General features: G+C 41.6%; 22 protein-coding genes. All 22 read right to left on the bottom strand.

Features of this window, described 5'->3' with window-relative positions:
* The 22 genes from wecB to DR864_RS23630 all read right to left on the bottom strand — a co-directional run bounded on the left by wecB (position 1) and on the right by DR864_RS23630 (position 19,756).
* Positions 1-1,152 (bottom strand): non-hydrolyzing UDP-N-acetylglucosamine 2-epimerase, encoded by a 1,152-nt coding sequence (wecB, locus tag DR864_RS23730; RefSeq protein ID WP_205319157.1) that lies wholly within the window; start codon positions 1,150-1,152, stop codon positions 1-3.
* 9 nt (positions 1,153-1,161) lie between these two features.
* On the bottom strand, positions 1,162-1,917 hold the full coding sequence (locus DR864_RS23725; RefSeq protein WP_114069294.1) for a polysaccharide deacetylase family protein: 756 nt from the start codon (positions 1,915-1,917) through the stop codon (positions 1,162-1,164).
* Positions 1,918-1,948: 31 nt separating this feature from the next.
* Positions 1,949-3,043 (bottom strand): DUF354 domain-containing protein, encoded by a 1,095-nt coding sequence (locus DR864_RS23720; RefSeq protein WP_114069293.1) that lies wholly within the window; start codon positions 3,041-3,043, stop codon positions 1,949-1,951.
* Positions 3,040-4,224 (bottom strand): DegT/DnrJ/EryC1/StrS family aminotransferase, encoded by a 1,185-nt coding sequence (locus DR864_RS23715; RefSeq protein ID WP_114069292.1) that lies wholly within the window; start codon positions 4,222-4,224, stop codon positions 3,040-3,042. The genes DR864_RS23720 and DR864_RS23715 overlap by 4 nt, the downstream gene beginning before the upstream one ends.
* Complete coding sequence (locus DR864_RS23710; protein WP_114069291.1) at positions 4,203-5,225, bottom strand: lipid II:glycine glycyltransferase FemX; 1,023 nt, start codon at positions 5,223-5,225, stop codon at positions 4,203-4,205. The genes DR864_RS23715 and DR864_RS23710 overlap by 22 nt, the downstream gene beginning before the upstream one ends.
* Positions 5,226-5,265: 40 nt before the next feature.
* Positions 5,266-6,429 (bottom strand): N-acetyl sugar amidotransferase, encoded by a 1,164-nt coding sequence (locus DR864_RS23705; RefSeq protein ID WP_114069290.1) that lies wholly within the window; start codon positions 6,427-6,429, stop codon positions 5,266-5,268.
* Between the two features lie 3 nt (positions 6,430-6,432).
* Positions 6,433-7,194, bottom strand: coding sequence for an AglZ/HisF2 family acetamidino modification protein (locus DR864_RS23700; protein ID WP_114069289.1), 762 nt, complete (start codon positions 7,192-7,194; stop codon positions 6,433-6,435).
* A 6-nt stretch (positions 7,195-7,200) separates the two neighbouring features.
* Positions 7,201-7,827, bottom strand: coding sequence for an imidazole glycerol phosphate synthase subunit HisH (gene hisH / locus DR864_RS23695; protein WP_114069288.1), 627 nt, complete (start codon positions 7,825-7,827; stop codon positions 7,201-7,203).
* A gap of 3 nt (positions 7,828-7,830) precedes the next feature.
* Complete coding sequence (locus DR864_RS23690) at positions 7,831-8,769, bottom strand: glycosyltransferase family 4 protein (protein WP_114069287.1); 939 nt, start codon at positions 8,767-8,769, stop codon at positions 7,831-7,833.
* Positions 8,770-8,777: 8 nt separating this feature from the next.
* Positions 8,778-10,157, bottom strand: a complete 1,380-nt coding sequence (locus tag DR864_RS23685) for a glycosyltransferase family 39 protein (protein WP_162794080.1) — start codon at positions 10,155-10,157, stop codon at positions 8,778-8,780.
* 40 nt (positions 10,158-10,197) lie between these two features.
* Complete coding sequence (locus tag DR864_RS23680; protein WP_114069285.1) at positions 10,198-10,938, bottom strand: glycosyltransferase family 32 protein; 741 nt, start codon at positions 10,936-10,938, stop codon at positions 10,198-10,200.
* 6 nt (positions 10,939-10,944) lie between these two features.
* Entirely contained in the window at positions 10,945-11,910 is a 966-nt protein-coding gene (locus DR864_RS23675; RefSeq protein WP_114069284.1) for a glycosyltransferase family 2 protein, read from the bottom strand.
* A 16-nt stretch (positions 11,911-11,926) separates the two neighbouring features.
* The gene (locus DR864_RS23670) at positions 11,927-12,193 is read right to left on the bottom strand and encodes a PqqD family protein (protein WP_114069283.1); all 267 of its coding nucleotides are present in this window, start codon (positions 12,191-12,193) and stop codon (positions 11,927-11,929) included.
* A gap of 19 nt (positions 12,194-12,212) precedes the next feature.
* Positions 12,213-12,770: a hypothetical protein gene (locus DR864_RS23665; protein ID WP_114069282.1), complete on the bottom strand. Its 558-nt coding sequence runs from the start codon at positions 12,768-12,770 to the stop codon at positions 12,213-12,215.
* A gap of 27 nt (positions 12,771-12,797) precedes the next feature.
* Positions 12,798-14,630, bottom strand: a complete 1,833-nt coding sequence (locus tag DR864_RS23660; RefSeq protein ID WP_114069281.1) for an asparagine synthetase B family protein — start codon at positions 14,628-14,630, stop codon at positions 12,798-12,800.
* Positions 14,631-14,633: 3 nt separating this feature from the next.
* A complete protein-coding gene (locus DR864_RS29925) occupies positions 14,634-14,786 on the bottom strand; it encodes a hypothetical protein (protein ID WP_162794078.1) in 153 nt (50 codons plus the stop codon).
* Positions 14,787-14,823: 37 nt separating this feature from the next.
* Positions 14,824-15,192 (bottom strand): lasso peptide biosynthesis B2 protein, encoded by a 369-nt coding sequence (locus DR864_RS23655; protein ID WP_162794076.1) that lies wholly within the window; start codon positions 15,190-15,192, stop codon positions 14,824-14,826.
* 47 nt (positions 15,193-15,239) lie between these two features.
* On the bottom strand, positions 15,240-15,941 hold the full coding sequence (locus tag DR864_RS23650; RefSeq protein ID WP_162794074.1) for a hypothetical protein: 702 nt from the start codon (positions 15,939-15,941) through the stop codon (positions 15,240-15,242).
* Between the two features lie 230 nt (positions 15,942-16,171).
* On the bottom strand, positions 16,172-16,975 hold the full coding sequence (locus DR864_RS23645) for a phytanoyl-CoA dioxygenase family protein (protein ID WP_114069278.1): 804 nt from the start codon (positions 16,973-16,975) through the stop codon (positions 16,172-16,174).
* Between the two features lie 46 nt (positions 16,976-17,021).
* On the bottom strand, positions 17,022-17,900 hold the full coding sequence (locus DR864_RS23640) for an FkbM family methyltransferase (RefSeq protein WP_114069277.1): 879 nt from the start codon (positions 17,898-17,900) through the stop codon (positions 17,022-17,024).
* 88 nt (positions 17,901-17,988) lie between these two features.
* Positions 17,989-18,993, bottom strand: a complete 1,005-nt coding sequence (locus tag DR864_RS23635) for a glycosyltransferase (protein WP_114069276.1) — start codon at positions 18,991-18,993, stop codon at positions 17,989-17,991.
* A 7-nt stretch (positions 18,994-19,000) separates the two neighbouring features.
* Complete coding sequence (locus tag DR864_RS23630; protein ID WP_114069275.1) at positions 19,001-19,756, bottom strand: methyltransferase domain-containing protein; 756 nt, start codon at positions 19,754-19,756, stop codon at positions 19,001-19,003.
* Position 19,757 lies beyond the last annotated feature (1 nt).

Genomic DNA, 19,757 nt, shown 5'->3' with positions numbered 1-19,757 from the left:
TTAGGTTGCTGCTCCAGCGAGAAGTAGATTCAGTATTTTTTCGGCCGCATTTCCGTCGCCATAAATGGTTTGAAAGCTGCTTTCGGGATTGCTCATAAAATAGCGGTATGCCTCTAAAATGCGGGTTTCGTCGGCGTCGCAAAGCACAGCGGCCCCGCTTTCCACAATTTCAACCCATTCGGTTTCGGCGCGTAGGATGAGACACGGCGTTTTCAGGAAATAGGCTTCTTTTTGCACTCCGCCCGAGTCGGTCAGTACCAGTTTTGCGTATTTTTCTAACTGAATCATCTCCAAATACGAAACTGGCGGAAGCAACAGAATCGCGGAATTGTTGCTGATTTCACGACGCAACTCAGGCTCCAACAGAATCTCCATCTGTTTGGCCGTACGCGGATGAAGCGGTAAAACGAGGGTTTCATTCCTCGAATTTGCAATTTCTAACAACGCCCGAAAAATAGCGTTCAGACGCGCGGCATCGTCGGTATTGGTGTTTCGATGCAGCGTAACGAGCAAAAATTGCTTTTTCTGCAATCCCTCCTTTTCGAGGATGTCGGTGTTTTTATCCGCTACTTTACTAAAGAAAAGGGTATTGTCGTACATTACGTCGCCCACATTAAACACACCCGGACGGTCAATGGTGTAGGGTGGCCGATTATCAACCCGAAACCCTTCGTTTTTGAGATTATCAAAACCCGTTTGGGTCGGTGGAAACAAATAAGTAGAGACGTGGTCGCTCAAAATCCGATTGATTTCTTCGGGCATTTTTTTATTAAATGACCGCAATCCTGCTTCAATATGCACCACAGGCACGTGAATTTTGGAAGCAGCCACGGCGGCGGCCAAGGTGGAATTGGTATCACCGTAAATAATCATAAAATCGGGGTGTTCGTTTTCCAAAATGGTTTCAATCCCCGCAATCATCCGGGCCGTTTGTTCACCGTGTTTGCCCGAACCAGCCCCTAGATTATAATCGGGCTGGGGAATTTGCAATTCTTCAAAGAAAATAGCCGACATCCGTTCGTCATAATGTTGTCCTGTATGCACCACCACTTCTTTGATACTGGATGCATAGTGATTTTTAATCGCTCTGCTGATGGCGGCCGATTTAATGATTTGGGGACGCGCCCCGATAATGGTCAGGAGTTTCAGCATGTAGCTCACTCAGGTATTTTTGACGAAAAAATATTTTTTTATGACATTCTTGGCGTTCTGAAGCACCAGTTCCTTCACCCACGGGACACTATGATCGTCCCAGCGTTGGGGATGAAAAGTAAACATAATTTGGGCTGGCAACTGGCCTGCATTCGCCGCCGCGATGATGTCGCACGTTGTTTTAAAAGGATGATTTTTGCTACCTACTTTATCCCTTACGCTGACTTTATCGCCGTCCCATCGGCGGCCCGTGTCGGTCAGATAAAGTACTTTGCTGAAATCAATGTCAAAATACGGCTCGCCAATAATGCCGAAATCACGATAAGAATGAGATTTCCACAGGTCGCGGGAATCAAATTTGGAAAGCGGACTTCCGTGCATACAAATCGTGGAAACGGGCACCAACTTTCGCAACCGTTCCAGATTTTGCTCAAAATCGGCCAATCCTTTTTGAAAGTCGCCCCGGCAGGTAGTCAGGCACTCATAATGGTAGCCTACTTCATGACCCAAAGCGGCTATACGTTGAATGATTTTGTCGTCCCAACTTACTTCCACGGCCCTAAAATAATAAGAACCTGAAAGTCCATATTCCTTTTGAATTTCGGCAAATGCGAGGGAGTTTCGGGGCAACAAATCAACGTCGTGGCGCAACACGATGGCGCGCTCTTTGGGCGATTTAAGGAAATCTTCGAATGTTTGAAAATGGTAATTTGAAGCGATGAGGCTTTCCAATAATCTTCGGTAAAGGCGTAGGGTAAAATCCATTTTGGGGACCTAAAAATATTTAGCGTAAAAATTATTGAGCAACGCTTATCCGACGGTCAGGATTTTCTTTTGCCATCCGAACACTTTCGGGATAATGAGCTACCAATCGAACCAGAAAATCGGTGAGGTCTATCTTCTCCATGAGCATTTTTTGCCTGCGCAACGCCCAGTCTTCCTTGAGATTTTTTTGGTGAACCAGTCGGTCAATCAAGGCTATCATCTCCTCAAATTGATCGGGCAAAAATGAATAACACAAGGCATACTTTTCTTCAATTTCGTTTGGGATGGACAACCTTCCCGCAAAAGAGTTCAATTTGATAGCAGGCGTTCCCAAGAGTGCTGCCTCCGAAATCATGGTTTGACTATCGCCGACAAACAGCGTCGCAAAATACATGAGAGAATGAATTTTTTCGGGTGCCACGGGCAATTGATACTCCTTTATTTCAGGTTCAATATCGCGCTCGGTTGTAACAAAAATCTTTCCAAAAGGTTTGAGCAGTTCAATAATACGAAGTTTTTGACCAATATCTAATCCCCTGACACCCGCATCGTGGTGCGCCTTAAACACGTTGAAACGCATGATAAAAAAAGTCTCTCCTGGCTCAATGCCTACCTCCTTAAGCACACTGACCTGCGGTTCAAAACGATTGGGGTGCAAGTAAGCAAGTTCATGAAAACTTGGGTGACATATCCGGTTGGGGCCTCGGTCTTCAAACGATAACGCACTTGGATTTAGAATGGTCGAGGCAAACGAAATGGCTTTGGCAAATGTCGGTGTTACGGTCAGATCGTCATCGTCTAGCGCAATCACTTTCATCTGCGTTATTTTTGAAAGAATAGGTAGCACCATCGAAATTCCGATGCCATAGTCTACGCGATGCTTCCACACAATCCCCAGCACTTTTAACAAATGAAAGAACTCATAGAGGTATTTCAGCGCGAGCGAATCTTTTTTTTGTCCAACTTTTATATATTCTATATTATACGCTTCCAGCAGGCGCATGATAACTTTCACTTCTTTGGCCGTCACAATCACCCGATACCCTCGTGCTTTCATCTCCTGTATAAAATACTTAAAGAGATGCACGTGAGCAGGATGGTTTATATCAACAAGAATGGTTTTCATTGAGGGTTTAATTTTCTAAATTCTAACAAATAATGGGCTATTCGGTTTAAATCACGCTTACTTACGCCATAATTACACGGAATCGTCAAAATCTGGTTGACCTTTTCTTCAAATACCGGGCAGCTCCCAGGCACATAACCGTAAGCCATCGCCCAGGCCAACGCGTGTTGAAAATGTTTGCCACTCATAATGCCCCTTCCCTTCAAATAACGCCCTAGACGGTCTCGTTCTTCTTCGATGAGTACAAAGGCAAAATAATTGACTTTATTTTGGTCTGGAGTCAGGAATTCATAGTTTCTCCAGAGCATTTGGGCTAAAGAGGTGCCGTTTTCGTTCTGAACGACGGCATTTTTTTGGGCCTCCTCCAATTTTACTGGCAAACTCAACTCTATACTCTTATAAATATTAAACTCCTGATTGCCACGACTGATTATCGTCTTATTTCGATTATTGAGGTAGTGTTCACTCAGCATTTTGTTAATCATCCACTGCAGCAGCGGCGCGTACATCACTGCTTTGGCGTACGATTTAACAATTTGTTTTAGCTCTTGCAATAAAGTAGGTCTGGGCAAAATTAAAAGTCGTTCCTTTATTCTTTCATTCAGGGATGGATTATTAATCACCAGCATTCCTCCGCCTCCAAGCGAGGGAAATTTACCGTTTCCAAATGAAAAAACAGCGGCGTCAAAAAAAACACCCACGGAACGATGCTCGTACTGACTGAAAAGGGCGTGGGCACAATCTTCAATGACAGGGAGGTGGGGAACTATTGCTTTGATTCCAGCGATGTCGGCGGGAAAGCCAAACATATGGGTAACAATCAACGCGTCAATGTGGGCAACTTTGGACTTCAACGCCTGGGTATTGAGCGAAAGGTTTTGATTAATATCAATAAAAAAAGGGGTGAACCCTGCCGCTGCAATCGCCCCTAACACCGAAGAACAGGTGTACGGCTGCACTCCGATGTGAGCATTTTTTTTTAAACCCAACCCCTCCAGTGCATATTTTATACCACTTGCTGCGCTTTCCGTCAGGTGTATTTCCGCCTCTGGAAACAACGCATGAAAGACTGGTACGGCTACTTTTCTGTCTCTGATTACGTTTTTTACACCTACAAAAACGTCTTTCAGAGAATATGCATACTTAAACCGGGGGATAATCACTTTTTCAAAATTCTCCAAAGATTGAACGCTCTAATCACTAATCCATAAAGCAGCGGAAAATGGATTTTTTCAAAACGTCCGTAATTCACCATCTCACCGCCAAATTTTTTTTTGTATTCCCTTACCCCGTACGGCACTCCAGGTTTGCCTGCTCCGCCAAAATCAAACCGCCTAAACCCATTATGTTTTCCCCATCTGAAAACCTCCCACGGCAGTAAGTCGTTGGGGTATTTGTCGTAATTTTCTCGGTAAGCGCCCGCGTAATAATCAAACAGGGTAGTACCATACGCCAAACAAAACATACAGCCGATTATCTTGTCTTCACACTTCGCAACAAAAATCCGTAGCCCTTCTTCCTCGGTGCTGTTTTGAAGTAACGCCTCAAAATGGTCTATGCTCGGCAGCGGGAGTTTGGCGCGTTGGTATACTTCTCTCAAAATCAAATAGCACTTAGGGAGCGTATCGGGGCCGTTGCTGAGCTCCACCGTTGTACCTTCTTTTTGCGCCCGCCTGATTTCATTTCTGCGTTTGGAATGCACCTCTGACCACAATTGCTCTTCTGTTTTTTCTAGGTCAATTAGGATGTTTAAATGCTCTTCGTACGTATAATTCAATTCCCGCATCAGCGTTAAGAAAGCGCTTTGGTCTGAAAGGTTGCGAACTTGGGTATAAATTGCAAATGATTGCTCTTTCTGGTATTGCTTATAAAGCCCTTCATACACATCCAAATCGTTGTTTTGTACCAAGGGGCCACCCCAAATAATGGTTCGTGCCGATAAAAAATTGAGTGGAAATATCTGGTATTGCGCCTGCCTGAAAGCCATCATTACACCCGTCACCGTATTATTTTCATCATAGGCAACATAATATACTGGGGTAACTGATTTAGAACATTTACAGGTAAAAAAAAAGAGACTTGATTGGAAATAGTTGGCGTTGGGGTGCGACTTTACAAATTTTTCAATCGGCTCAAGTTGGCTTTTTCCGGGGTTTTTAAGGCTATAATACGAACTTCTCACCTTCAGTTTTTGGCTTATGTTTTCCGCTTTTTGAGATATGTTAACGAACGGTCTCGGCGGTCCCGTCAATCACTTCCCGCGCGGTGATTGACATGGGTTTGAAGGAATAGAACTTTTTCAAAAGCGGGCTGAAAGTATCAGCCAATCGAAACATCAGACTATAATTAGACGGATAATCAAAGGCATTTTTATTTTCTGATTTCCAGATAGTTGTAAACTCTTCTGGGCTTAACTCCAATTTTTTCATTACATAGTCGCGGGTATTTTCCAGTTCTTCTTTGGAGGCGAAAGGCTGACTTAGGCGGGTCATCGCTTCCGCCCGCGACAACGCCCCACTCAGCACCTGCGCCGACAGGTTGATTTTACGTTTGTCGATGCCAAATTTTTGAGGCAACCAATACGCCATGGCAAACTTTGTAAACAGATTTTCGTGGTGATGCCCCCCGTAGTCCTTCCAGTCGTACTCCTCCATCAGCATTTTTTTGGCTTTCTGTTTTTGGTAATCCAAAAAATAATAGGGCCTGATATCTCTGATGCCTTTGAGCAGACCCGAATAAATCATTTTGGGCAGCGTAAGCAAAGGATAGGTTTTAAGCCGAATTCCCGACCCAAATTTTTTATGAATAAAGAGCAACTGTTTGGCGTCGGCATAGGTCCATTCTTTGGGCTGCTTGCCTTCAGATCTAAAATCATTGCCGCGAAGGATGTATTTTATCCCTTCCTGATTCGCAATTTTGTACATCGTTGCCTTGATTGCCAAGTCGGTAGGGGCATCAATCCACGGCACTCCAGCCCTCATATACGCCCGCAAAATGTCTTTCATCTCCTCATAATCAACCACATAAGTTTCTAAGTCGATCTTAAGTTTGGTCGTTACCTTAAAAATATTCTGCACCGCAATCTCACTATTGAAGCCGTTGTCCAGATTGACGGCCAACGGCCGCAGGCCGTAGCGGTTCGCAATATGCAGCAGATACGAACTGTCGACCCCGCCACTCACGCCCACAATACAATCGTATTTTTTCCCCCGGCCCGAGGCCTTCATTTCCTGCACCAGTTGCTCCCAGTCTTTCGTACCCTGCTCGCCTCGGGGATACTCCTGCATCATTCTTTCCTGCAATTTCCCAAAGTTAGAAACCCCGTTTTCGTCAAACGTAATTCCTGGCAGGCTATCGTCCCAAACTCCTTTCGAACAGATTTTCATGAATTAACTGAATAAATGTACTAGTTCTTTATTTTGTGGATAATTGACCAAAACGGCCTTTCGAGGCCCATGAAACACAAACAATGACCCAGCCGCCACAGCCGAGGCGTACGATTCACGAACAGCGCGGATGAAGTCATTCAGGCTTCCAGCCCCCCCAAGAGCCACCACTGGAATTTCGACGGCCTCGGCTACCTCTTTGACCAATTTCAAATCATACCCCTGCATGGTGCCATCGTGCTCAATAGAGTTAATGATGATTTCTCCTGCTCCGCAATCCTGCATTTTTTGCGCCCACTCCACGGGGTCCAATCCCGTTGATTTAGTCCCTGCGGATGTATAAACCTGTTGTTTTCGCAAAAACTTTTGATTTATGTCGATAGAAACCACAATGGTTGAACTGCCAAATTCTTCAGAGGCTTCTTTGATAAAAGCAGGTTTTTCGACGGCGTAGGTATTGATGACCACTTTTTCGGCTCCAGCGTTGATAAGGGCTTTGATTTCTTTGATAGAACGGATTCCGCCGCCTACCGCAAATGGCATATTGGCTTCGTCTCCTACCCTGCGGACAAACTCGGGCGAGATAGACCGTTTTTCAGCACTAGCCAAGATATCCAAAAAAACGAGTTCGTCCGCTTTTAGGTCATTGAAAATCTTGACGGCGTTGATCGGATCACCTACATACCGGTGATTTTTGAACTTCTCTGATTTGACCAATCCTTTGTCTTTCAATAAAAGGACGGGAATCACGCGGGGTCTAAACATCCGTGGTTAGGCGGGTAAAGCGATAAAGTTTTGAATGAGTCGGTCGCCCCACTCATGGCTTTTTTCGGGGTGAAACTGCGTCCCGTAAATGTTGTTTTTTTGGATAGCTGACGTAAAATACAACTCATAATCAGTACTTCCTAGTGTATCTTTTGCATCGTGGCATTTCATATAGTAGGAATGAACAAAATAATACATCGCTTCTTGATTCGCTCCAGCAAAAAGGGGCGATTCCTTTTGCACTTCCACCGTATTCCAACCCATGTGGGGTACTTTGTAAGTGCGCCTATCATTGACCTTAAAACGAACCACTTCGGCATCCAACCATCCCAGTCCCTCCGCGTTTCCTTCTTCACTAAATTTTGCCATGAGCTGCATGCCCAAACATATTCCCAAAATGGGCGTTTGCGCCTCCAGTACCTTTTGATTCAACACCTCCCAAATACCCGATTCTTTCAACTTCTTGACCCCATTGGCAAAATGCCCAACGCCTGGGAGAATAAGTTTTTCGGCATTTTCAATGATTTTTAAATCCGCTGAGACCAGAACGCTTTTATGCAAACGTTCCACTTTTTTGAGTACCGAGCGTAAGTTTCCCATTCCATAATCGATGACTACTATTTCGGGCTGCATTGGTTAGGATATACTTTTGTAAAGAGAAATCAATCTTTTTGCTATCAACTCGTTATCAAACCTTTGAATTCGTTCACTACCGTTAATTGGTGCAGAAAAATTGAGGGCTTGGAAGATTTTTGAGGCTACGTCTTCGGGCTGCCGCGACGTGATGAAACACCCTTCGATATTTTCAATCACGGATTTCACATCTCCCACATCGGTAGATACCACGGGGCACCCACAGGCAATCGCTTCTTTTATAAATTGCGGCGACCCCTCGGTGTGTGAAGTCATCAGGGCGGCATCTACTGCCGTCAACAATACCGCAACCTCGTCTCGACGATAACCTTTCAGCTCCAATAACTGCAAGTTTGGGTTATTTATACGGCTCAACGCTTCGGCGGCCAAAGGATAATTCTTGACGGTATTGGCGAAAGAAGACGAAAATAAAATGTATTTTTTTTCGGGCAAAAGCCCCATTTGCGCTTTAGAAGCCTCTTTTGACCTTGGGAAAAAAAAGCCAAAATCCACCCCGCAGGGAATCACCTGCGCTTTGTGTTTAAAGTAAAAAAAAGCTTTTTTGAGCAATTGTTCGCTCACATAAATTGTTTGTTTGCTCAATAACTCCACCCACAAAGAGAGGAATCTCAGCCGAATATCGTTAATATCTGACCCATGAAAAGTAGCTACTACGGGAACCTGTCTTTGTAAATTAGCCAACAATGCCGACGCCGCAACGTGGGCGTGAATGCAATGATAGCGCTCGGCTTTAAGTTTTTTTTTCAGCTCTTTAAGACTTCCTAAATAGCCTTTAAGCCCTTTGCCAGTAATAAAAAAATAATCAAATGCAATCGATGGATCGGCTCTTTTGGCGGCTTCCACTTGGTCATAAATAAAGGCTTGGTGTTTTTGAAAATCAAAATTTGGCGCGTTGCCACTGCACACAATCAACACTTTCATAATGCCCCTTAGGCCCTTCCTGCCAACTTAAACCAATTCCAACCAATGACCAACACTGCAATAAACAGTAAATAAGGAAAGTAATACTTTTTGTTTGAGCTATTCATTTGGGTTATACCAAACGACGCCAAAATCAACAAAAAAGGCACTACTGGTAAGTGAAACCGTTCCGACAGTGCAAAACCGCTCGACGCCAACACAAACAAATACGAAAACACAATAGAAAGCAGCAGTGCATGATTCCGCCACAACTTTCGCTTATACATCACAAATAAGGTCACAAACACAAAAAAAGCGTACACATTTCGGGTAAAAAACGCACCTGCCATCATCATGGCGTTGGGTTGCTGCGTATCGACCAAGGTTGGAAAGGGAGCCAAAAGCATAAGTGGAAGAAAAACGCTCTTAGAGCCGTATTGGGCCAATTTATTGCTTTTTCCACCAGCCCGATTGGCATAATTGTACATTTGTTTCGTCAAATTCTTATCACCTCCACCTATGTATTCTTGCACATTATCCCCCAGACTACTGAAAAAAATCAAGCCGCCAGCCACCAGTACCAATACCACAATTCCTACTTTTTTTCCAGTTCCCGAAATTCGGCTAGAAATAAAAAAAGCCGCGACAAACAATGACGCCCACAAGCAAACCGCCAACACCGTACGAAAGAAAAACAATGACGCCCCAACCAAGCAAAGCAGCAACACATTTTTAAAATTGAATCGTTGAGCCCGTAAAATCGTATCGGCCAAATTGATAAAAATTACCACCAAAAAGACCATCTCGGTTTCTTTCAAGTGCAGTCCACAATAATAAATCAGATTGGGAACCAACATGGCAAGAATACCCGCAATCCGTCCTGCCCCTTCTCCAAAATTTCGGCTTGCGATTCGGTAAACCAACACGCACGTAAAAGCACCCAACAGTGCTTTGATAATACGTGGAATCAAGACCTCATCTCCTACAATCGAATACAAAACCCCCAAATACAGCGGATAGCCCATATCTGAGTAGTTTTTGCCGATATACTCAAAATATACATCAAATTTACCATCTTTCAACAGCCCCGCCACCCACATTCCTTCGCCATGGTAACCAACGGAATCGCCTGCCTCAAATTCGAAGGGTTGGCCCGTCATGTAGTCAAAAAAGAAATAACTGATAAACACAAACGCGACCCGAATGGCAAATGCCATCAAAAACAGCATCTTTTGGTACAATACACTGGAGACATTAGCCCACTTACGGGTATAAACCGCCGAGAAATAAAAAAAAGCAATGACTTCAAAAAGGACTGGGAATACCCATAATAAAGGCAAAATGTTGGAGATAAAAAGTACAGAAATAGCGGCAAAAATAATAATAAACAAGCCTATAGCCTGACTCATGTAGTATTTCGGTAAATAATTCAGCATAGCTTCAAGTAGATTATAAGGATTTATTTTGCCGCGCCCCTATCAGAAAATGTTTCATTCGTATGAGTTTATCCGTTATTATGGGGCCTACAATCTTTTGAAAGAAATATTTTTTCATTTTGTACTTCATGGGCTGCCAAGAACCTTCAAAATGGTGAATACAATAGGTGTTTTTTGTAATGGTAATCAAACCACTCCGAGATTTAGGACAAAAATAGTCTTTCGGAAAGATATGCATACATTCTTTATAAACCTGATAACCATTTTTCAAGACAAACCCATTGGCCGACATGATTCCCGAAATAATTTCAACGTTGGTGGTCATGTCCAACGTCCCGTCTTTTTTTTGAAAATGCCTTCCCTCATAATAGGCTAGCATTTCGCAGGCCCATGCACCGTTGTGTGCGCTGGCCATGATTCCAGTGGGGATTTCTATTTCACTTTCAAATCCAGAAAAGGCTGGATAAGCCAACAAATCATCCAAACTTTTAAGGACTTCCACATCGGTATCCATGTAAATTCCTCCGAAATGATAAAGGGCGTGAAGTCTGACATAATCCGTTACAAAAGCAAATTTACGAGCTTCGTAGGCTTCTTTTACATAGACTACGCTGTTTATATCAAATGTATCTTCGTTCCAGAGTTTTAATTCGTAGTCAGGCAAGTATATTTTCCATGATTCGATGCAACGAATGGCCATTTCTGGCATTTTACCGCGCCCAAACCAGCAATAATGAATTATTTTTGGAATCATAGTTGATTAATTCCGTGCTTTATGGGCCATACGAATCATAGATTGTTTGACAAAAGACCCGTATTTTTTACCTAAAAAATAACCCAAAACCACCGCTTTGGGCCAAGTATAGACAAAGCGATACAAAAACGGATGGCGAGAAAAGTCAATTGTTTTCACGATTTCTCTAATTTCTTCAGAATATGCGTTTTGCAAATAAAAAGGAATCAAAGACCTCAGCCGCAGGCCATCGAGCAAATACTTCAGCTTAGGCAATTGGTTTTCATATTCATGCAGGTAGGCCAGATTAAAAATCACGTGCTCTTCTTTCTTCCAACGTTTTTCTGCCCCCAATGCCCGTTGGGAAGTTTCAGCATCTTGGTTTGAATACGCCAAAAATTGATTCAGATAGCCCACTTGGTGCTTTAGCGCCACCCGCAACCACAAATCCAAATCCTCCCCCATTTTTAGAGAAGGTTGGAAGCCTTTTTCTCCCCAAAAAACCGTTTTTTTTATCACCGCATACGAGCAGTTGACAGGCGCCCAAAACGTTTTGGCATATACGTCAAAATAATCAATGTAACCGCGTTGGAAACCGTCAGCAACGCCGATAACCGCTGGGCGATTTAACCCATTCTTTACGCTGTAGTAGTTGGTCGCGTAGAGTGCAGCTTGGGGATAATCCGTGATTAGCTTTGCCATTTGTTCCAGAAAGCGCTCATCCCACCAATCATCCGCATCCAAAAAAGCAACGTAATCGAATTGAGCCGATTTAACGCCGTTATTTCTGGCCACGGAAACCCCAGCATTTTTCTGCTGAATGAGGCGCAGTCTATCGTCCTGCAAAGACTTAAGTCGGTTAAAACCCTCATCTGTTGATCCATCATCCACCACAATCACTTCAAAATCTCGGAAGGTTTGTCCAAGTACCGACCCTACCGATTTTTCAACGTAGTTGGCTTTGTTGTAAAGCGGAATAACAACCGAAAACACTTACTTGGCGTGAAAATCAGACAACTACTTGAATCAACCCCAGTTCTTTCATTTTTTCAAGATACTCATTCACTTCGGTACGGCATTGTTCTGGAGTGACGTCGTATTCAGCCAAAAGGGCATCATAAAGGCTTTCGGGGCTTAACGGGTTTTCGAGCAACTCCCAAATCCGGGTCGCTACCGAATTAAGCGAAAAATAACTTCCTTTTTCAATATCAACCATCACCAAGTCATCATTCAATTGACCCGAGATTGTTTCATTTTTTCGTATAAATTTTGCCATACCTAAATATATTTATTGGTTATTCTACTGTACTTTCAATCATAGACTCGAAAGTTTTGATTGACTTAAAATTTTTGATTAATAGTGTCTGGTAAATATTGCATTTCATTCTCAGCAACTCTACAGGCACATTAGGTGGGTCTGTGTCGGGCGACATTTTATTTAACTCTGCCAATAATTCCCTAAAACTCAACTTAAACTCTACGCCAAACGTCTGTTTGTAAAACTGATAAATTTCCGCCTTGAATTTTAAAGCATCTGTTACAATCTTTATCGCATCCTTCTGCGACACGTCACCATTGGCAAAAGTCTTCAACAATTGGCAGCGAAACGCGGAGCAAACCACCGCTTTTTTTTGGTTATAGATGGTACACTTCCCTTCAAAATAGGCACAGGGGAGTGTAAAAAACTCAGACTCGCCTTCCTTCCCGTATTGCTGTTCAATTTTTTCGGGTAAATTTCCCCGTTCTCCTTTTTGAAGAACCGCATGACTAAAAAGGGTTCCATCACAGCAAAGACCGCATTTAACACATATTTCTTGCTCTGTGAAAGGACTTTCAACGACTAACTCTTCCATCCGTTTTCATTAATTACAAAGTAAAACTTATATATCTATCGCCGCTTGGTAGCTTTTCGTAAATTCATGAAACATCTTAAAAGCCAATATATCTGCACACAATTTTTTGGCCTGTGGATAGTCTCTATCTTCTTTAAATTTCTTAATTTCCTGTTCAAACAATTCAAAATCAATAAAATACAAATCAGGATTGGCTTTAAAGGCGTCTATTTCGTCTATAAACAACAATGCCTTCTGTATGGTCCTTTGCTTTTCTATGGCAAAAAAAGCGGGATCTCTTTTACCCAACCTCCATCTGACTGATTCAGGCAACAAGCCTTCACTTATTTCACGAAGTATAATTCGGGTGTACTTACTATCTTTTACCAATACTCTAGACGGTACTTTCAGGATATATTCAATAATTCGCTTGTCCAACAGGGGGTATCGGTACTCTACACCATTCTTACGTCCCGTAATAGCCCAGCACTCGGTGCGTTCGGAAAGGTGATAATTATACAACAATCCCAATTGATAACCGCGTCGGGAACGATAACAATTATAAGTATTATAGGTTTTTTGATGAAATGCTCTATGGCCTTTTTTAAAAAAACGCAAAGAGCTCTCATAACCCTTCTTTACTGAAGGAGGAATGTAGTTAACAGCCGGAAGAGCAACTCTATATAAAAGATAAGTAAGTATTTTTTTGGGATTGCGGAGGGGATTTTTCTTTAAAAAAGTTTTCCAGTGGAAATTAAATACTAAATCAGAATCGACCCCCATACTCCCGAAACTGATGAATTCGTCGCCTCCCCAGCCACTAAACATCAAGTTAGTATTGTGTTCTTGGGCTATTTTCAGTACTTTTTCCTCATAAAAATACATGAAACTGTTGATGGAATTTTTCATTAATTCCACAAAATCATTCGCTTCAGAGTGGATAAATGAGGGTTTGATACCAGCCATATTGCAGGTCTGTTTTACCAAATCCCTTTCATCCAATTCGAGTTTTTCGGGAAGAGAATTATCAGGCGACCATGAATAACCATAAAAGACTGCTTGTTTTTTATACTCTTTACGGGCAAGAGCAGCAACAATACTAGAGTCAAAGCCACCACTTACGTGGGCCCCTGCGTTAAACCTCTGATCTGAACGGATGCGTACGGAATCTTCAAGCAGGGATTTAAGTTCTGCAAACACCTGCTCTTGGGTCAGCGTATTATCCGTTTTGACTCGTTCAGGCTCCCAATATTTTTTAATGATATTTCCCTCTGCATTAAATTCAAGAAAATGACCTGGTTTCAATTTTAATACCCGTTCATTAGGGGTCAAGGTCATATCAACGGGCTTATAGTCTGAGATGATGGGATCCATATTGATCCTTTCTCCCTTATAAAAAGCACGGCATAAGCCAATGATGTCGGTAGAAAAATACAAGGATTGCCCATCCAGAGTGTACACAAGGGGCGCAATGCCTACATGGTCACGGCAAAGGAAAAGCGTATTTTTACGGGCATCATAAACAACAATGGCAAAGTCACCATTGAGTTCATTTACAAAATCCATGCCTTGACACGCATAGAGGTGGGCTATCAATGCGGGCTCAGTAAGGTGCATGATTGGAGCACTTATTACCTGACTTATTTCAGCCCGGTTATAGATACACCCCAAAATAAAAATCAGTAAATCATTCTCAGTATCAATATAAAGACAATCATCAATGGTAAAAGGGAGTCGGGTATCGAGAAAAAATCCACCCGAAAATCCCTTATATACCACTTGATGATGCTCGCATCCTTCCCATTTGATGACATTCCTGAGACGATTGAGTGTCCCGCTGTTATTACTTAAAACATCAATGGAAAACTCACCATACAACATAGTCTAAGATGGGATGTTTTTTACTAGATTTGCTGCATCTCCCTTTCCTGTTTCTTTGTCTTTATTAGCATCAGACGTATACGTGTCTTTGTTAATGTTTAAGGCCAAAACTACGGGTTTTGCCCAAATTTTTCTGTCGTTGTTTTGTGTTTCCATTGTTTTTGTGTTTATGTGTTAAAAATAAAAAAATTATTTAAAATTGATACAATTCATGGTAATCCCCGCCCTTTTCTATCACATCAAATTCATTGGCGCTGATCCAGGCATGGGCAATCAGATTTTTGTTTTCATCAAAAGCTACTCCAAGCGAAATATGAGAGGGGATACGGCGGCGTTGGAGCATCCAGCGCGATGCAAGGCTCATTACCAAACACTTATTATCCCAAAATGCCAGCCAATTGGTACGATATACGGCTTTTTTTATCTGCTTCAGTACTCTGACGTCCAGCTCGGTACGTTTACATTTATCATTGGAAACAAACTTCTGACAATATTTAAACGGCAAAACCAGTAGCAGAACTTTAGCAGCGTACGAAAACAGCAACGCTTCCATAAAAAGCATTTTTTCGTACAATGGCAATGCAACGAATTTACCCAAACACCTCATAATCAACAATTTATAGACACTTCTGTCAAAAGCTTTTTTTGGGCTCCCGTATCAAATATCAGTTTCTCCAACTCAATTCTCAGCTGTCCAATGGCGATATTGGCGGGTCGAGCTACTTTAGTCACCCGGACAGTTTGGCTCATGGTAATAAGTTGGTTCAAATAACTGGCCTCACTTTCGGGCATACCTTTCAGGTATTCCCAACGGTATATTTCATTGCGTAAAGCCGCGAACTTTTCAACTCCCTCCAAGTTATAATGACTCACACTGGGCTTATCATGGATTTCAAGAATGAACAGATGATCTAAAGTAAAAAGCTCCCCATTCTCTGATTCCATCGGAAAATAAAACTTCCCCCATTCAGGCACGATTCGGATCAATTCTTTCTCTTCTTGGTTCAGCTGTTGCAGGCTATCGCTCCACAGCTTAATCCGATCTGAAATAGCCCAAATATGTGGTTTACCGGCTTTAAAAACCACTGGTGTCACATCGTCGGTTAAAAAATCTGCCCCATTCAGGCAAAATGAAGCGGTAAGTGACGATTTCCCCACCCCCGATTCTCCACAAATCATGACACCCAAATCCTGAAAACTAAAACAACTGCCATGAAGAGGGAGAATTTTGCGCTGATGCAAGACTGCGCCGTACACTGAGCCATTGAGGTATAATTCCAAAACATTTTGAGTAGCCTCAGCGTAGGGCATTATTTCAATTCGATTGCCATTACTCACATAAAAGTACCCAACCCCTGCCAAATCTAACAAAAACTCATGCTGATTAATTGACACATAATGATTACTATAGCACAGGTTATCAATAATCTTTTTTGTACTGATTATCTGTATTTCAACATCTTTTATGGGAAAACGAAAAGGCATCATACTAAATTTAAGAACCTAAATATAAGCGTATATCTCTTAGGAATAACAACCATTTATAAAAGTTTCATGTTTCTGCGTTGAAAAAAGAGCTTATAATCAGCAGGTATCTTTTCAAAGTTTTTATCGTCAACTATTAAATGTGCCTCATACTTAAAATTGATATAGTCAAAATACCAAGGCAAGCTATAATTGCAATACAATAAAGGCCTGATTTGTTCTGACCGATTCGGATTCCCACTGTGTACCAGTCGATGATCCATCAAAATACAGGAGCCTGTATCTATTTCAGGCTCAATGAAATTCAAATTTTCTTCAAAATCTGCGAGTAATTGGCTGATTCGATGACTGCCGGGCCAATATCGGGTGGGACCGTTCAGCTTATTGAAAGGAATCAAAGGAATAAGTACGCCGACGGCATGGGCTGGCAATAAAGGTGCCAAAGCCAATCCATCAAAAATAGTCCCATCCCGGTGGATTCTCATTTTTTGCGCCCCCGGTAAGGAAGTCACACAGGTTAAATCACTGATGATAAAATAGTTGTTAAATATGCTTCTTAAAAAAGCGAGAACAAAGGGATTGGCGTAGAGGCTAGGTGAGTTGAATGCATCTTTTACTTCGACCGACACCTGAATTCTTTTATTGCCAACTTTTACAACATTTCTGTCATTTTCTTCCAAGAAGTTATGCCCATAAGTACCCATGAAATCAGCACAGAGCGCATTGATATACTCTTTCGAAAAAACATCTTGCAGTATCACATAGCCATCCCGGCGAAAATCTTTCAATATCTCCTCCAAATGAGCTGCTTCAATTTGTTGGTTTTGAAATTCTTCTTTGCTGAAGTTAACTATATTCATTGTTTGAATTGATTATTAAATTATCGTTTCAAAAAAAACAAGCAAGTTATTTACTCAATTTAGTTAAAATATCAGTCATCATTTCTATTTTAATCGATGGGAAAAAGATATAATCATTGAGTTGTAGGCTTTTTTTATTCCATTGGATTAAAGTAATGGTATCAATTTTATGAAATGAAATAATCCTTTCTGTTGTCTCATCCTGTACCAGTTGGATGATTGAATAATCGAGTGCTTTAAGAAAAGAACATACCTCAGAGGCCCTCTTTTGGGTAAACTCAAAGACTTCATCACTAAAACTATCCAACACTTCGCAGATAATATAGGGGCGATTCTTACGAATCAGGTTTTCCATACCCCTCAACGCTTCTAATTCAGCCCCTTCAATATCAATTTTTACGCAATTTATGGAGGCGTCTAGTTCTAAAACATCCAAATTAATAGCTATAATTGGATCTCTCAGTCTGAAAAATTGAGGTCGAAGTTCTTCTACAATCGACGCTGTAGGATCCGCATCATTATTCCTTTCCAAGAATATCTGCCCTAGTTTATTAGAAAGTGCGAAATTGTAAATGTGGCAGTTCTGAAAATTATTAACCTTTATTAATTCTTTCAAGTAATAACAGCACGATACAGCGGGCTCAAAGCCTATATAATTTATTTGTTTCCCCGCGGTCTTGACTGAGATTAGGGTTTGACCAATATTTGCCCCTACATCAATAAACGTTTGCCCATCTGAAACGAACAACTCATCAACAAGTATATAAAGCCAATTGGGTTTTAAGTACAGATTTGGGTATCCAAGTCCTCCTACAACAGGAATATTAATTTTATGGCGTGCGTATGATATTTTTTTGGATACATTGAATAAATTTAGTAATCTTAATTTTTTCAATATCTTAAATTCTAAATTTTCAAGTACCATAATATTTTTTATTCCCCTATTTATTATTCTTTAAAATTTTAGAGAACTTAGTTGATACACCAAAAAATAGCTTCAAAGTCGAATTTAATTACTCAGCTAAAAGTTTTATCGATTGAATAGGCGAGGCATACTTTGTATAGTACTCATACGCACCTTTTTCTAAATGCTGTCTGTATTCTTTATCATTAAGCAAAAGTTCAACGGCTTTTTTTATCTCATCTTCTTCGCCAGATACGAAATGAATGTGTTTCCCATGTTCAAGTGGAGCGGGCAAGTCATTCATTAAGGGTGTTGAAATAATGGCTTTGCCTAAGGCCAAATACTCCCCCAACTTCCATCCGTGGCACATAGCCCAAGCGGGCGTATTAAAGACGAGGGTTGAGTCCTTGATTTTAGCGATGTATTCTTCTTTCAAAATCCAATCCGTATCCAACATTAAGTGTTGAAAACGAGGATTCCTATTTTTGATTTGGCTATATACAAACCCGCCTTCAAAATGCAGGCTTTCAATTGATTTACAGACCTCGAAAAAGCGAGCACGATATAAATTGACAGTTTCATCGTTGCGAATCCATTCATCACTGTTCCACAAGGCACTCACGGAGAACACATAATCGCCCTTTGATTGTCCAGGACAATAACTTTCTATCGGTAGATGCCTATTTTGCTTTATATACTTTGACAAAAACCGCTTGGTCTGCTTCAAGGGAGGGGTTGATTTAAGACAATTTGAACCTGCAAGAAACACGCTATTGTATAAACTCCATATTTTGATACCGAAACCTGGGGCTAATTTTTTGATTTTGGCCCTTAATTCTTCGGGAGTTGCCTTTTCATTATAATTGATTTTGCCGTAAAAATCGCACCATTCATAATCTTCCCGCTCCACGGTGGTTGCGTCACTCCAATCAATCACGTATCTGCTTATTCTCACTCCGCTTTCTACCACAAACTTTAATGCCCGATTAGGTTTATTTCCATTAAAATAACGACTAGAAAACTGAACGTTTTTTATGCCATAAATTTCATACAAACCTTGAATATAATATGCCGTATAATCTACATCTGTCCAAGGGTCAAGATACACTTTCATGGGTAACCTACTTCAATTGAGCCAGCACACAAACATCTTCGTTGGGCCGGTTGTGGGTAAAAGGAATATTAGCCATTTCGTCCTCGAGCGTAATTTCTCGGGCGTTTTTGAATTTCCCAACCGTCTCTAGCTGATAAAGTAACCCTTCGGCATCATAACACCACTCGTGTTTTTCAAACGGCAGGCTATGCGAAAAAACGGAAAAATAGAAACTGTTAGGGCTATCTTTCGGGATTCTGTTTAAAGCCCAATCAAAATTGTTTCTGATTTGACCTGACAAATAAAATCCGATGTACTTTCTCAAATCGGGCGTAGAGATGAGGATGTACCCGTCTTTGTTGAGGAGTTTAGCGCAATTCTCCAGCACCGTTCTACCTGCCTCAGGCGTAAAATGTTCAAACACGTGCTGCATCCGTATCAAGTCAAATTTACCGAGTTTTTGAAGGCTCTCATCGGTAGCATTGACCATATCTAGCCGGTAATATTTCCCTTTTTGATTGACCAATGTTTCGGGAAACAAATCGATATACACAAAATAGTCATCAAACGTACCTCCGCAACCGATTTCTAGCCAGCGTGTTTTGCCTTGTTCCACCAGTTTTTCCTTTAACCCTCCGTTGGCCCGCGCTTTTATAAATATCCCTTTGTCTTCCAACATAGGGTACTCTTGTTCTAGTTTTGCCAACTGATAAGTCTTTATTTTTCGTTTGGTAACGACCATAAACCCTAACTTATCAAGGATTCCAGAAAGAAATTGCTTCATA

It is taken from the genome of Runella rosea, from assembly GCF_003325355.1.
GTDB lineage: Bacteria > Bacteroidota > Bacteroidia > Cytophagales > Spirosomataceae > Runella > Runella rosea.
The sequence above is the reverse complement of the archived record's forward strand: the minus strand, read 5'-3'. Positions and strand labels throughout refer to the sequence as shown.